The 12,969-nt window shown below is 74.2% G+C and carries 15 protein-coding genes; 9 read left to right on the forward strand and 6 right to left on the reverse strand.

Annotated elements, in window-relative coordinates; genetic code table 11:
- The first annotated feature begins 8 nt into the window (after window positions 1-8).
- The 3 genes from sufU (at window position 9) to ACFPCY_RS18195 (ending at window position 1,786) form a co-directional block, all read left to right on the forward strand.
- Complete coding sequence (gene sufU / locus ACFPCY_RS18185) at window positions 9-467, forward strand: Fe-S cluster assembly sulfur transfer protein SufU (RefSeq protein ID WP_378256626.1); 459 nt, start codon at window positions 9-11, stop codon at window positions 465-467.
- Window positions 464-883: a metal-sulfur cluster assembly factor gene (locus tag ACFPCY_RS18190; protein WP_378256628.1), complete on the forward strand. Its 420-nt coding sequence runs from the start codon at window positions 464-466 to the stop codon at window positions 881-883. The genes sufU and ACFPCY_RS18190 overlap by 4 nt, the downstream gene beginning before the upstream one ends.
- Before the next feature lie 114 nt (window positions 884-997).
- Window positions 998-1,786, forward strand: a complete 789-nt coding sequence (locus tag ACFPCY_RS18195; protein ID WP_378256629.1) for a class I SAM-dependent methyltransferase — start codon at window positions 998-1,000, stop codon at window positions 1,784-1,786.
- Here ACFPCY_RS18195 and ACFPCY_RS18200 read toward each other — a convergent pair.
- On the reverse strand, window positions 1,777-2,349 hold the full coding sequence (locus ACFPCY_RS18200) for a Uma2 family endonuclease (RefSeq protein ID WP_378256631.1): 573 nt from the start codon (window positions 2,347-2,349) through the stop codon (window positions 1,777-1,779). The two genes, ACFPCY_RS18195 and ACFPCY_RS18200, sit on opposite strands and share 10 nt — an antisense overlap.
- A gap of 143 nt (window positions 2,350-2,492) precedes the next feature.
- Here ACFPCY_RS18200 and ACFPCY_RS18205 point away from each other — a divergent pair, with 143 nt between their 5' ends.
- Complete coding sequence (locus tag ACFPCY_RS18205; RefSeq protein WP_378256633.1) at window positions 2,493-3,671, forward strand: sensor histidine kinase; 1,179 nt, start codon at window positions 2,493-2,495, stop codon at window positions 3,669-3,671.
- Entirely contained in the window at window positions 3,668-4,300 is a 633-nt protein-coding gene (locus ACFPCY_RS18210; protein ID WP_378256635.1) for a response regulator, read from the forward strand. Before ACFPCY_RS18205 ends, ACFPCY_RS18210 begins: the two co-directional genes overlap by 4 nt.
- Window positions 4,301-4,393: 93 nt before the next feature.
- Here the strand turns inward: ACFPCY_RS18210 and ACFPCY_RS18215 are convergent, their stop codons facing one another.
- Window positions 4,394-5,200, reverse strand: coding sequence for a hypothetical protein (locus ACFPCY_RS18215; protein ID WP_378256636.1), 807 nt, complete (start codon window positions 5,198-5,200; stop codon window positions 4,394-4,396).
- Window positions 5,201-5,209: 9 nt separating this feature from the next.
- A complete protein-coding gene (locus tag ACFPCY_RS18220) occupies window positions 5,210-5,794 on the reverse strand; it encodes a papain-like cysteine protease family protein (protein WP_378256638.1) in 585 nt (194 codons plus the stop codon).
- 349 nt (window positions 5,795-6,143) lie between these two features.
- Here ACFPCY_RS18220 and ACFPCY_RS18225 point away from each other — a divergent pair, with 349 nt between their 5' ends.
- A complete protein-coding gene (locus ACFPCY_RS18225; protein WP_378256640.1) occupies window positions 6,144-7,073 on the forward strand; it encodes a hypothetical protein in 930 nt (309 codons plus the stop codon).
- 105 nt (window positions 7,074-7,178) lie between these two features.
- Here the strand turns inward: ACFPCY_RS18225 and ACFPCY_RS18230 are convergent, their stop codons facing one another.
- From ACFPCY_RS18230 to ACFPCY_RS18240, 3 genes are all read right to left on the reverse strand, one after another.
- Window positions 7,179-8,342, reverse strand: a complete 1,164-nt coding sequence (locus ACFPCY_RS18230) for an EAL domain-containing protein (RefSeq protein WP_378256642.1) — start codon at window positions 8,340-8,342, stop codon at window positions 7,179-7,181.
- 105 nt (window positions 8,343-8,447) lie between these two features.
- Window positions 8,448-8,843 (reverse strand): ABC transporter permease, encoded by a 396-nt coding sequence (locus ACFPCY_RS18235; RefSeq protein ID WP_378256643.1) that lies wholly within the window; start codon window positions 8,841-8,843, stop codon window positions 8,448-8,450.
- A gap of 79 nt (window positions 8,844-8,922) precedes the next feature.
- Window positions 8,923-9,708: a VOC family protein gene (locus ACFPCY_RS18240; RefSeq protein ID WP_378256645.1), complete on the reverse strand. Its 786-nt coding sequence runs from the start codon at window positions 9,706-9,708 to the stop codon at window positions 8,923-8,925.
- 193 nt (window positions 9,709-9,901) lie between these two features.
- Between ACFPCY_RS18240 and ACFPCY_RS18245 the strand changes: the two genes are divergently transcribed.
- The 3 genes from ACFPCY_RS18245 (at window position 9,902) to ACFPCY_RS18255 (ending at window position 12,862) form a co-directional block, all read left to right on the forward strand.
- A complete protein-coding gene (locus ACFPCY_RS18245) occupies window positions 9,902-11,500 on the forward strand; it encodes an ABC-F family ATP-binding cassette domain-containing protein (RefSeq protein WP_378256646.1) in 1,599 nt (532 codons plus the stop codon).
- A 116-nt stretch (window positions 11,501-11,616) separates the two neighbouring features.
- Entirely contained in the window at window positions 11,617-11,829 is a 213-nt protein-coding gene (locus ACFPCY_RS18250) for a helix-turn-helix domain-containing protein (protein WP_012852589.1), read from the forward strand.
- Between the two features lie 211 nt (window positions 11,830-12,040).
- Window positions 12,041-12,862 (forward strand): enoyl-CoA hydratase/isomerase family protein, encoded by an 822-nt coding sequence (locus tag ACFPCY_RS18255; RefSeq protein WP_378257504.1) that lies wholly within the window; start codon window positions 12,041-12,043, stop codon window positions 12,860-12,862.
- Window positions 12,863-12,969 lie beyond the last annotated feature (107 nt).

Below are 12,969 nucleotides of genomic sequence, written 5' to 3' on the forward strand. Positions count from 1 at the left end.
CGGAAGCCATGCAGCTTGAGGCGATGTACCAGGAGGTCATCCTGGACCATTACCGCAACCCCCACAACAAGGGGTTGCGGGAGCCGTTCGAGGGCGAGGCGCACCACGTCAACCCGACCTGCGGGGACGAGGCGACGGTCCGCGTGCACCTCGACGGCACGGGCCGGGACGCGCTGGTCGCCGACGTCTCGTACGACGCCATGGGCTGCTCGATCAGCCAGGCCAGCGCGTCGGTGATGACCGACCTGGTCATCGGCAAGCCGGTCAAGGAGGCGATGGGCGTCGGCGACGAGTTCCTCGCGCTGATGCAGTCGCGCGGCCAGGACGTCCAGCCGGACGAGGACGTCCTGGAGGACGCGATCGCCTTCGCCGGGGTGTCGAAGTACCCCGCCCGGATCAAGTGCGCCCTGCTCGCCTGGATGGCGTTCAAGGACGCGACCGCCCGCGCCCTGGGAGAGGCATCATGAGCGAGAACGCCACCGAAACGCAGAGCCCGGAGCCGCAGGCCCCGGAGCAGACGACCGCCGAGCAGACGGCCCCGGAGGCCGCTGCGGAGCAGGCCGCGCCCGAGGGCGACGCCCCCCCGACCGAGGACATCCTCGAGGCCCTCAAGGACGTCGTGGACCCCGAGCTCGGGATCAACGTCGTGGACCTCGGCCTGGTCTACGGGGTGGACGTCGCCGACGGGGTCGCCACCCTGGACATGACCCTGACCAGCGCCGCCTGCCCGCTCACCGACGTGATCGAGGACCAGGCGCACAGCGCGCTGGAGGGCCTGGTCAAGGACGTGAAGATCAACTGGGTCTGGCTGCCGCCGTGGGGCCCGGACAAGATCACCGACGAGGGCCGGGACCAGCTCCGCGCGCTCGGCTTCAACGTCTGACGCGCCGCCGTCCCCGCGGACGTCCGTACGGACGTTCCGCGTCTGACCTGAGGCGCCGTGCGAAGGCCGCACCCCGGAGCGGGGTGCGGCCTTCGCCGTCCTAGCCTGGTGCCCATGCAGGACGCCTTCCCCGAGTCCCCCCGTGACCTCGTCGCCCGCCGCGCCGCGTCCTTCGGGGCGAACGCGGCCGCCTACGCCGCCGAACGGCCCGACTACCCGCTCGCGGCCGTCCGGTGGGTGCTGGACCGGCTGGAGCGCCGTCCGGCCCGCGTGCTCGATCTGGCGGCCGGGACGGGCAAGCTCACCGGCGTGCTGCTCGCCGCCGGGATCCCCGCCGAAGCGATCACCGCCGTCGAGCCCGACGCCGCGATGCTGGCCGAGCTGCGCCGCGTCCACCCCGGCGTCACGGCCCTCGAAGGACGCGCCGAGGAGATCCCGCTCCCGGACGGCTCGGTGGACGCCGTGCTGATCGGCCAGGCGATGCACTGGTTCGACCTGGACCGGGCGTACCCGGAGATCCACCGCGTCCTCACGCCCGGCGGCGTGATGGGCGGCTTCTGGAACCTCGACGACGACGCCGTCCCGTGGGTGGCGGAGATGAAGCGGATCGCCCGCAGCACGGTGACCGCCAGGAAGTGGCGGCCGAAGACGCTGCCGGACAGCCCCCTGTTCCCCGGCCTGGAACGTACCGAGTTCCCGCACGCCCAGCGCCGCACGGCCGAGTCGATGGCCGCGACGATCGGCACCCACTCGCACGTCCTCGTGATGGACCCCGCGGACCGCGACGCCCTGCTCGGACGCGTCGTGGCGCACCTCCGCGCGACCCCGGAGACCGCCGACGGCGAGTTCGACCTCCCCCTCATCACCCTCGCCGTCCGCGCGGTCGCGGCCCCTCACACGTAACGGGGGAACTCCGAGGTGTCGAGGTCGCGTCCGTCCATGCAGAGCAGGCCCCTGATGGACTCGCCGAAAACGCTCTTGGTGACGTTCCGGTACTTGCCCTCCGCCTTCTGCGGCCCGTCATGGAGCACGCACACGCCCTCGCGGGGATCCACCAGCAGGTACTGAGGCGCCCCGGACTCGGCGTATCGGCGGCGCTTGCCGTGGTAGTCCTCCCGGTAGTTGCGCTGGGAGACCACCTCGACGAGCAGCTCCGTCTCGTGAGCCCAGGGCTTGGCCCCGGGTTTGAGCTGGTCGGGCACGACGACGAGGGCGGGCACGGGCTCGCCGGGATCCGAGGTCAGCAACAGGTCCACGCTGGAGAGCTTGCAGAAGCGTCCCCTGGGCACCTGTTCCTTGATCAGATCGATGATCCCGTCGTGCTCCCACCGGGTCCCGGCGAGCATGATGATCTCGTCGCCGAGGGACTCGAACTTGGAGAAGGTGAACCCCTTCGATTCGCCGAAGCGAGCCAGCTCCTCCAGAGCCTTGGCACGAGTCTCCTCGTTGAAGATTCCGTCGTGCACGGTCGTCCCCCTCTGCTCTTGACAAGCGTAGCGACAGGCGCCCGGCGGAAGGTCGTCATGGGGTCGGCCGTACTCCGAAGGATGTAGGGCGGTCGGTCTCGGGGGTGGACGTGGCAGGGGTGCGGGGGTGCTGAGATGGGGGAGTGCGCCGCCTCGTCACCTGGAAGCACGCCCCCGCCTTGCAGGGCGTGCTGCTCGCCGCGCTCGCGTTCGCGGGCGGGGTGCTGCTGCTGGTCGCGCACGGCTACGTGCGGTGGACCGCGCACGGGTGGAGCGCCCCGCTGGGGCTGCGGGCCGTGCCGATCGCGGTGATGTGCGCCGGGATGCTGTTCCGCCGGACGGCGCCGATGGCCGGGCTGGCGATCTCCACGGCCGGGAACGTCGCGGAGGTGGTGCTCGGGCCGAGCATCGGCGGCGCGATCATCTACACCGACGCCGTGTACGCCGCCGCGCTGTACGGGCCCCGGCGGGCGGAGCGGTGGCTGCTCGGCGCGACGGGCGGGGCGTCGGTGGCCGTCGCGGTCGCGGTCGGGCTGCTCGCGGAGGCGTTCGGGCCGGCGGTGGTGACCGGGGCGGTCGCCGGGACGACCTGGCTGACGCCGGTGCTGACGGCCATGATCGTCCGGGAGCACCGGGACCGGGCCGAGTCCGAGCGGGAGCGGGCCGCGCAGGTGGCGCGGCTGGCCGAGATGGACCGGCTCGCGGCGGTCACGGCCGAGCGGGCGCGGATGGCCCGGGAGCTGCACGACGTGGTCGCCAACCATCTGAGCGCGGTGGCGCTGCACTCCACGGCCCTGCTGCGGGTGCCCGACCTGGACCCGGACGGGCTCCGGCGGGCGATGGAGGTGATCCGGGAGAACAGCGTCCAGGGGCTCGGCGAGATGCGGCGCATGATCGGGCTGCTCCGGGAGGACGAGGCCGAGCCGTCCGCGGCGCCGCGCCTCGCCGAGCTGGACCGGCTGGTCGGGCAGGTCGCGCGGCCGGACCTGACGGCGCGGCTGGAGGTCGTCGGGGAGCCGTACGCGCCGCCGTCGGCGGTCGAGCTGGCCGCCTACCGGATCGTCCAGGAGTCGCTGACGAACGCGCTGAAGCACGGCGGGCCGGGCGAGGCGGAGGTGCGGCTGACCTACGGGACGTCCCTGGTCGGCGTGGAGGTGACCAGCCCGCTCGGCGGCGCGTCGGAGGTGCCGGGGGCCGGGGCCGGGCTGATCGGGATGCGGGAGCGGGCGACGCTGCTCGGCGGCGGCTTCGAGGCCGGGCCGTCCGGCGGGCGCTGGCGGGTGCGGGCCGAACTGCCCGTGGACGGAGGGGGAACGCGGTGATCAGGGTGCTGGTGGCCGACGACCAGGCGGCGGTGCGGGCCGGGATCGCGCTGATCCTGCGCGCCGCCCCGGACGTCGAGGTGGTCGGGGAGGCGGCGGACGGCGAGCAGGCGGTCGCGCTGGCCCGCGAGCTGCGGCCGGACGTGGTGCTGATGGACGTCCGGATGCCGAGGATGGACGGGATCGCGGCCACCCGCGAGCTCGCGGGCGTGGCCGACGTGCTGGTGCTGACCACGTTCGACGCCGACGCGCACGTGTTCGGCGCGCTGCGCGCGGGCGCGGCGGGGTTCCTGCTGAAGGACGTGGACGCCGACCGGCTGGTGGAGGCCGTCCGGACGGTCGCGGCGGGGGAGGGCGTGATCGCGCCGCAGGTCACCCGGCGGCTGATCGGCGCGTTCGCCGCCGCGCCGCCGGTGGCGTCCGTCCCGTTGGACGAGCTGACCGCGCGCGAGCGGGACGTCCTCGCCTGCCTCGGCGACGGCCTGTCGAACCAGGAGATCGCCGAGCGGCTGCGGATGGCCGAGACGACCGCCAAGACGCACGTGAGCCGCATCCTGGCCAAGCTGGGCCTGCGCAGCCGCGTCCAGGCGGCGATCGTGGCCCGCGAGCACGCCGGCCGCCTCCGGTAGCGGCGGGAAGGCAGCGGCAGGGAAGGCGGCGGCGGGGAAGCAGAGCCCGGCCCGGCGACCGCGGGAGGACGGTCGCCGGGCCGGGAGGCCGCGTCAGGAGGTGACGCGGCGGCGGCGCGCCAGCAGGACGCCGCCGGCCAGGGCGGCCGTCCCGACGCAGCCCGCCCCGGTGAGCAGCGTCCAGGAGCCGGACCCGGAGCCGCCCGCGCGGGCGGCCGGACGGGACGGCGGGACGAAGCCGTACCCGCCCGCCGCGCCCTGCCGTGCGTAGGCCGAGCCGGGCAGCTTGTCGGCGTACCGCTGGTGGACGAGCCTCTGGTAGGCGGCGAGCGGCAGGGACGCCCCGACCGTCCGCGCGGACGCGTTCAGCGGGACGACCGTGCCGCCGCGCAGGGCGTACCAGGCGTCGATCTGCGGCTCGTGGAAGGCCGTCGCGCCCGCGCCGGCCTTGGCGGCGTAGGTCTCCTCGTCCGTGCCGGACGCGATGTTCACGACCTTCCAGACGCCGCGCACGCGCGCCGACCAGACCGAGGCGGTCTGGCCGTCCGACGCGGCGGCGGGGGACGCGAGGTAGGCCAGCCGGCCGGGCGCGGCGGCCCGTCCGGTGACGAACGCCGGGTCGAGTTCGTAGACCGGGACGGGAGCGGCGGTGAGCCGGGCGTGCTCGGCGTCGGCCGCGGCGGGCGCGACCTGGCGGCCCTGCCCGTGCGCGGCGAAGAACCGGCCGATCTGCGGGAGCTGCCCGGACGCGGCCCGCTGCGCGGCGGCGAGGTCGGCCGGGGACGGCGCGGTGGGCGCCGGGGCGGTCGGGGACGGGTCGGCGGAGGCCGCCGGGGCGGTGCCCAGGAGGGCGGCGGCGCCGAGGGCCAGGGCCCCGGCCGTGGTGCGGATGGGGGTCATGGCGCTTCCCTACTCGTTGATCCGGTCGAGGGAGTGGGTCCAGCTGAACGAGTCGTTGCCGACGTAGTAGTCGTAGGTCGCCCAGTTGTAGCGCGGGCTGGAGCCCCAGGGGTTGCCCCAGTAGACCCAGTTGCTGGACTGGTCGTAGCCGTAGAGGACCTCCATGTGGCCCCCGCCGGACGACCACTGGATGCGGGCCAGGACGGGACGTCCGGCGTCCACCTCGCGGATGATCGACGAGTAGTACAGGTAGGTCGAGACGTAGTTGCCGGGGGAGATCCCGATCTGCCGGAACGCCTCCTGGTCGTCGGCGAGGGTCGCCTGCCAGTTCCCGCAGGACGAGTTGATGGAGCGGTCGAACGCGAGGTTGCAGAACTGGTTCTGGCTGTAGTTCTTGCCGAAGTAGGACGCGACCGTGTTGCCCGACGCGGCCCAGCACCAGTTCGAGTTCTGCTGGACCTGCATCGAGATGTTCAGGATGTTCTTGGTGGCCGCGAGCGCGGGGGCGGAGGACAGGACCGCCGTCGTGGCGGCGAGGGCCGCGCCTGCCGCCGCGAGGCCGGTGAGGCCGCGCAGTGGTCTGCGGAGGTGCATCGTGTGCTCCTGACTGAGCCTGCCCGGTGGGACGAGGGCAGGGCCGGGGACGAGGGCGGGGCGCCCCGCGCGGGCCGGGGATCCGCCGCGTCCGGCGGGACCCGCGCGCCACGATGATCGGAAGATCCGGACGTCCCGGACAAGGGGCCCGCGGGCCGGGCGGGCGCCGAACGTGAACGCTCGCGGGCCGCGCGCGGAACGGATCCGGGTGTGAACGGCCGTGAACGATGCCTGAAATGCGGTGAAACGCCGCATAGGTGGGATGCGAAGAGTCAGGTGACGGGCGCGCTGTGAAAGTTCACGGTGAACGCCGATCGGACCCCTGACCCCGCCACGGGAGGTACCGACCATGCAGAACCGGCTCACCGACGCGCTCCGCGAAGGACCGTTCCACGAAGCCCTCCGGACGGCGATCGCCGAACGCGGGCTGTCCCTGCACCGGGTCCGCCACCACCTCGCCCGGCAGGGCGTGGACGTCGGCGTCACCACGCTCAGCTACTGGCAGCGCGGGCGCCGGCGCCCCGAGCGGCCCGAGTCGCTGCGCGCCGTCCGGGCGCTGGAGGAGGTGCTGGACCTGCCCGACCGGTCCCTGACGGCCCTGCTGGAGGCCCCGCGCCCGCGCGGACGCGCCGCCGGGCTGCCGCCGGGCTCGGTCGCCTACCGGGAGGTGCTGCCGCAGGGGCCGGTGCTGGAGGCCGTCCTCGCCGACTTCGGCGGGCCGCTCACCGGGCGCGGGCTGGAGACCGTCCACCTGTACGAGCGGCTGGAGGTCGGGCCGGACCGGGACGGGCGGCGCCGCGAGCTGCTCCAGACCGTCCGGGCCCGGCCCGGCGAGGAGCGGGTCGACCGCTGCGTCACCGTCTACCGCGGCGATCCCGGCTGCGACGTGGACGCGGTGCAGGTCAGGGCGCTGGACGGCTGCCGCGTCGGGCGCGTCCGGCGGCATCCCGCCGCGCTGCTGGTCGTCGCCGAGCTGATGTTCGACTCGGTGCTCCTCCCGGACGAGACGTACCTGCTGCGCTACGAGGTCGCCGATGACAGCCGCCGCCAGTGCGACAGCTACGAGCGGGGGTTCCGGTTCCCGACCGGCCAGTACGTGCTCCAGGTGGCGTTCGACGCGGCGGCGCTGCCGGTTCGATGCCACCGGTTCGCACGCCGCTCGGTGGGAGCGCCCGAGCTCGACGTCGCGGAGGTGGTGCCGAACGCGCACCGGTCCGTCCACCTGGTCGCCGAGGACCTGCGGCCGGGCGTGCACGGCATCCGCTGGGAATGGGACTGAGGCGGGGAGGCAACCGGGCCTCGGTCCGCTCGACTGGGCGTCGGCTCACGCCGAAGGGGCCACGCCCCCGTCGGCTCACGCCGAAGGGGGCATGCCCCCGTCGGCTCACGCCGAAGGGGCCATGCCCCGGATCAGGTCGGCCACCCGGACGATCCCCAGGCAGCGGCCGACCTCGTCGGTGACCACGAGGTCGTCGTAGACGCGCTCGGCGTCCTGCCCGGCCGCCCGCAGCGCCGCGACCGCCGGCACGGTCCGCGGGACCGGACGCGGCGGATCGGCCAGCCGGGTGGCGGGCTTGTGCGCGTGCAGCGCGTGCCCGTACGCCCCGGACAGCTTCAGCAGGAACCGGGTCCGGTCCACGCTCGCGACCGGCCGCTGCCGCGCGTCCACGAGCACCACGCTGGTCGCGCCGGTCTCGGCGTTGAGCGTGGTCAGCACCTCGTCGGCGGTCGCGGTGTCGGCCAGCGTCACCGCCGGGAGGGTGAACTCCGACACCCGCGGCCCGAGGTCCACCGGTGCCGGACGGGCCGGACCGCCGCCGCCGTCGCGCCCGGTGACCGGCACCGTGACCGGCATCCCCGGCCGCCACTCCGGCGGCGCGAACGCCGGACCGAGCGCCAGCCGGACGCCCAGCTCCCGCTGCCGGAGCACCTGGTCCTCGGTGCTGAGGCCGGGCGCGAGCAGGTGGGTGCCGAGGCCGTGCGCCAGCTCCACCAGCGCCCGGACGAGCGCCGTCCGGCGCGCGTCCGACGGCGCCCGCCGCGCCAGGGCGGGATGGACCGCGACCAGGTACGGGACGGTCTCGGCGAGCAGGTCCAGCGGGGCGTGCGCCGCGCCGAGCTCGCCGAGCCCGACCAGGTACCCGGCGCCGCGCAGGGCGCCGAGCGCGGCGGCGACGGCCTGCCGCTGGAACGGCGGGAAGCCGCCGGCGACGGTGACGATGAACTCGCCGGGCCGCCGTCCGGTCGCGGTGAGCCGCCGGTGCAGCTCGGTCAGGACGGGTTCCCCGCGCGCGACCGTCTCCGCGCGGACCGTCACCATCAGGGGAAGCCGGGTGGGCAGCAGCGCGCCCGCCTCGGCGGCGTGCGCGGCGCGCGCGGCGTCCGCGCGGACCGCGTCGTCGGTGGGCACGGGGCTCAGCACGGCGTCCGGCGGCAGCGTCCCGGCCTCCGGGGCGTGCGCCTCGACCGCGACGACCGCGCCCGACTCCAGGTCGATGACCGGCTGGAACAGCTCCCGCGCCGGGATCAGCACATCTGACGGGGACACGACCGCATCATCCCTGCCCACCGGGGGTGGATCGAGGGTCGTCAGGCGACGTTCACCAACATTTCGTCACCCGGCGGTGATGATCTACGTCCGTCCGGTGTCCGGTCACGGCGCGCGGCCGCCCGCCAGGGCCGACACCAGGTACGTCACCCCGGCGAGCAGCGCGAGCCATGCGTACGGGGCGATGTCGGCGCCCCGGAGCGCCTGGACGACGAGCGCCGCCACGATGCCCGCCGAGAGCGCGTCCCCGGTCATCGCGGCGGCCCTGAGGTGGGTGCGGCCCCGGTGGCCGCGGCCGAACGCCTCGCTGACCGCGAGGCCGGGCTCGTCCCGCCGGTAGGCCAGGTGCGCCGCGTACCCGGCGAGCACCGCCAGGGCGATCAGCGCGGGCGCCCGGCGGCCGTGCGCGAGCAGCACCCCGCCGACCACCAGACCCGCGGCGAGGACGAGGACGGGGACCGCCCACCGACGTGCCGACCTGCGTTCGGGTGCCAACCACATGGGGACATCTTCCCCGATCACCGGCACTCCGGACAGCCGTTCGCGGCAGCCCGGAAGGCCGTCACCCGCTCCGGGAGCCCTAGGACGGCGGGTTGCTGCGGAGCAGCCGGAAATCGACGCCGAACGGGTCGTGCAGCCCGGCGACGCGGCCGTAGGGCGTGTCCCACGGGCCGGCGTCGAGCGTGGCGCCGCCGTCCTGGGCGCGGCGGACGGCCTCGTCGGTGTCGGCGACCTCGAAGTAGACCACCCACAGCGGGACGTCGCGGTCGTCCGAGCAGATCCCCGCGGCCGGCCGTCCTGCGTCGGGGTGCCTGAGCAGGACGTAGTCCATGTCCGACGGCGCGAACGGCTCCTGGAGGCGCTCCGGGCGCAGGTCGAACACGTTCCGGTAGAACTCCGCCGCCGCGCCCGTGTCGCGCGTGTACAGCTCCTCCCAGGAGAACGAGCCCGGCTCGTTCACGATCCGCGATCCGGGGTAGCCGGCGCCCTGCCACAGGCCGAACTGGCCGCCCGCGGGGTCCTTGGCCATGGCCAGCCGGCCCTGGTCGGCCACGTCCACCGCGGGCTGGACGACCGAGCCGCCCGCGTCGGCGATCCGCTTGAGCGTGCCGTCGGCGTCGTCGGTGGCGAAGTACAGGTTCCACCAGTGGCGGCCGCCGGTGTCCTCGCCGGTGGCGGGGGCCATCCCGGCGATCATGGTGTCGCCGAGCAGGACGGCCTCGTAGCCCATGGCCTCGTCGCCGAGGCTCTCGAACCGCCAGCCGAACAGGCCGCCGTAGAACTCCTTGGCCCGGTCGAGGTCCGGCAGCCCGATGTCGATGAAGCTCGGGGTCCCGTGCGGTGGGTTCGCGGTCACGCGCACCATGGCGGTCGCCCTCCCTGGGGTGTGCGGGCCGGGCCCGTCCCGGCCTCGGTGGTCGCCGTGAGGGCATGCTCCCGCTCCCGCGCGCGTTGGGACAGACGTCCGGGCCGAATCGGCATGGCCGGACGGGGCGGCGCGTCCACGTAGACTGATCGGCTGCGCTTCCACCCGCCTCACCTGTCAGGGAAACACCACTGTGATCATCGCGAACGACATCGAGCTGCGCGCCGGGGCCCGGTTGCTGATCGAGGGGGCCACCTTCCGGGTCAACCCCGGCGACCGGGTCGGCCTGGTCGGCCGCAACGGCGCGGGCAAGACCACGCTCACCAAGGTGCTCGCGGGCGAGGCCCAGCCCGCCGCCGGCGGCGTGACGCGCTCGGGCACGCTCGGCTACCTGCCCCAGGACCCGCGCGGCGTGGACCTCGACGAGCTCGCGCGCGACCGCATCCTGTCGGCGCGGGGCCTGGACGAGGTGATCCGCAAGCTGCGCGCCGCCGAGGAGCGGATGGCCACCAAGAGCGGCGCGGAGCGGGACAAGGCCGTCCGGCAGTACGGGCGGCTGGAGGAGCGGCTGCACATCCTCGGCGGGTACTCGGCCGAGGCGGAGGCCGCGTCGATCGCGTCCAGCCTGGGGCTGCCCGACCGGGTGCTGACCCAGCCGCTCGGCACCCTCTCCGGCGGCCAGCGCCGCCGCGTGGAGCTGGCCCGCATCCTGTTCTCCGGGGCCGACACCCTGCTGCTGGACGAGCCGACCAACCACCTGGACGCCGACTCGATCGTCTGGCTGCGCGACTTCCTGAAGTCGCACCAGGGCGGGCTGGTGGTGATCAGCCACGACGTGGAGCTGCTGGACGTGGTGGTGAACCGGGTGTTCCACCTGGACGCCAACCGCAGCGTGATCGACATCTACAACGTCGGCTGGAAGAAGTACCTGGAGGCGCGCGAGACCGACGAGCGCCGCCGCAAGCGGGAACGGGCCAACGCCACCCGGCAGGCGTCCGCGCTGCTGTCCCAGGCGGACAAGATGCGCGCCAAGGCCACCAAGGCGAAGGCGGCCCAGCAGATGGACCGGCGGGCCCGGCAGCTGCTGGCCGGCGTGGAGGACGAGCGGCAGGCCGACAAGGTCGCCAAGATCCGGTTCCCGGACCCGGCGCCCTGCGGCAGGACCCCGCTGACCGCGGAGGGTTTGTCCAAGTCGTACGGTTCCTTGGAGATCTTCACGGATGTCTCCCTCGCCGTGGACCGCGGCAGCCGGGTCGTCATCCTCGGCCTGAACGGCGCGGGCAAGACCACGCTGCTGCGGCTGCTGGCCGGCCAGGACGAGCCGGACACCGGCCGGGTCGTCCCCGGGCACGGGCTCCGCGTCGGCTACTACGCCCAGGAGCACGAGACGCTGGACGTCGAGCGCTCGGTGCTGGAGAACATGCAGTCCGCCGCGCCGGACCTCCCGCCGGTCGAGGTCCGCAAGATCCTCGGCTCGTTCCTGTTCTCCGGCGACGACGTGGACAAGCCCGCCGGGGTGCTGTCCGGCGGCGAGAAGACCCGGCTCGCGCTCGCCATGCTCGTCGTGTCGAGCGCCAACGTGCTGCTGCTGGACGAGCCGACCAACAACCTCGACCCGGCGTCCCGCGAGGAGATCCTCGCGGCGCTGCGGACCTTCGCCGGGGCCATCGTCCTGGTGACGCACGATGAGGGTGCGGTCGAGGCGCTCCGACCGGAAAGAGTGATTTTGCTTCCGGATGGGGTCGAGGACATCTGGAGTGACGAGTTTGCCGATCTGGTGGCACTTGCGTGACCTGCATGGGGAGTTCGGCAGATCTTTTCTGGCGGAGTGGGTAGCCGAACGCGCGGGAATGACTGATCATGGCGGGGGATAACGCAGCGGTCACCACATCACTACGGGAGGTACTCGTGGCCGAGACCCTCAAGAAGGGCACCCGCGTGACCGGTGCCGAGCGCGACAAGCTGGCGGCGGAACTCAAGAAGAGGTACGACTCCGGCGAGAGCATCCGCGCCCTGGCAGCCGCCACCGGCCGCTCCTACGGCTTCATCCACAGGATTCTCACCGAATCCGGCGTCAACCTGCGCGGTCGCGGAGGGGCGACCCGCGGCAAGAAGTCCTGACCCCGGGCCTGGACGGGAGGGAGTCCGCCCGCGCCGGCCGCATCCGGTGCGGCGCCGCCCCCCGGACGGGCGGACCGCCCGACCCGCCGTCGGGACCGACCGAGTAGGGTTCGGTCGCGACGGCGGGCCGGACACCGCACCCGCGCGCGCCGCGCGCGGGGCGCCCCGGACCGCCGTGAGGTAAGGACTCACCGTGGAAAAGGGGTATGTCATGGCGGACGCGGAGCTGCGACGGCCGGAACCGGCCACGGTCGCCGAACCCCCCACCGAAGCCCGGCTCGCCGAGGGCGGGCTGCGCCTGGAGGTGGACGGGGCGGTCGCGACCGTCACGCTCGCCCGGCCGGAGCGGCGCAACGCCATGACCTTCGCCACCTGGCGGACGCTGGCGGCCGTCGGCCGGTCGCTGCCGTCGGAGGTGCGGGTCGTCGTGCTGCGCGGCGACGGCCCCTCGTTCTCCGCCGGGATCGACCTGTCGATGTTCTCGGGCGGGGAGGAGGGCTTCCCCTCGGGCGAGGACGGCGCGGCGGGGGACCGTTTCATCGCCGAGCTGCAGGAGGGGTACACCTGGCTGCGGCGTCCGGAGATCGTCACGGTCGCGGCCGTCCACGGGCACGCGATCGGCGGCGGCTTCCAGCTCGCGCTGGCGTGCGACATCCGCATCGCGTCCGAGGACGCGAAGTTCTGCATGAAGGAGCCCGCGCTCGGCCTGGTGCCGGACCTGACCGGCACCAAACCCCTGGTCGAGATCGTGGGCGTGAACCGGGCGCTGGAGCTGTGCCTCACCGCCCGGACCGTGGACGCCGCCGAGGCGGCCCGGCTCGGCCTGGTCGAGCGGGTCGTCCCGGTGGGCGGGCTCGACGAGGCGGTGGCCGCCCTGACGGTCGAGCTGCTCGCGGTCAACGCGGGCGCGGCGGTCGCCACCAAGCGGCTGCTCCTGGAGGCGCCGCAGAACACTCTGGCCGAGCAGTGCGCGGCCGAGCGCCGCGAACAACTGGGCCGGTTGCGGGAACTCTCCGCGGCCCTGCGCGGCTGACCGGAAGATTTGTCGGCCGAACGGGAAGGGAACGTTCCACTTCCCATTCGGTCAAGGAGAGAAAACCCGCCGTGCGGACGGCGCGCCCGTCCGCACGGCGGAGTCAT

The organism is Actinomadura gamaensis (assembly GCF_042652125.1).
Taxonomy (GTDB): Bacteria; Actinomycetota; Actinomycetes; order Streptosporangiales; family Streptosporangiaceae; genus Spirillospora; species Spirillospora gamaensis.

What these genes read in the sequence shown, in the direction of transcription:
- ACFPCY_RS18255 (WP_378257504.1), top strand. Translation starts at nt 12,041, where the DNA reads ATGGCGGACGCGGAGCTGCGACGGCCGGAACCGGCCACGGTCGCCGAA.
- ACFPCY_RS18240 (WP_378256645.1), bottom strand. Translation starts at nt 9,708, where the DNA reads ATGGTGCGCGTGACCGCGAACCCACCGCACGGGACCCCGAGCTTCATC.
- ACFPCY_RS18190 (WP_378256628.1), top strand. Translation starts at nt 464, where the DNA reads ATGAGCGAGAACGCCACCGAAACGCAGAGCCCGGAGCCGCAGGCCCCG.
- ACFPCY_RS18225 (WP_378256640.1), top strand. Translation starts at nt 6,144, where the DNA reads ATGCAGAACCGGCTCACCGACGCGCTCCGCGAAGGACCGTTCCACGAA.
- ACFPCY_RS18235 (WP_378256643.1), bottom strand. Translation starts at nt 8,843, where the DNA reads ATGTGGTTGGCACCCGAACGCAGGTCGGCACGTCGGTGGGCGGTCCCC.
- ACFPCY_RS18215 (WP_378256636.1), bottom strand. Translation starts at nt 5,200, where the DNA reads ATGACCCCCATCCGCACCACGGCCGGGGCCCTGGCCCTCGGCGCCGCC.
- ACFPCY_RS18195 (WP_378256629.1), top strand. Translation starts at nt 998, where the DNA reads ATGCAGGACGCCTTCCCCGAGTCCCCCCGTGACCTCGTCGCCCGCCGC.
- sufU (WP_378256626.1), top strand. Translation starts at nt 9, where the DNA reads ATGCAGCTTGAGGCGATGTACCAGGAGGTCATCCTGGACCATTACCGC.
- ACFPCY_RS18220 (WP_378256638.1), bottom strand. Translation starts at nt 5,794, where the DNA reads ATGCACCTCCGCAGACCACTGCGCGGCCTCACCGGCCTCGCGGCGGCA.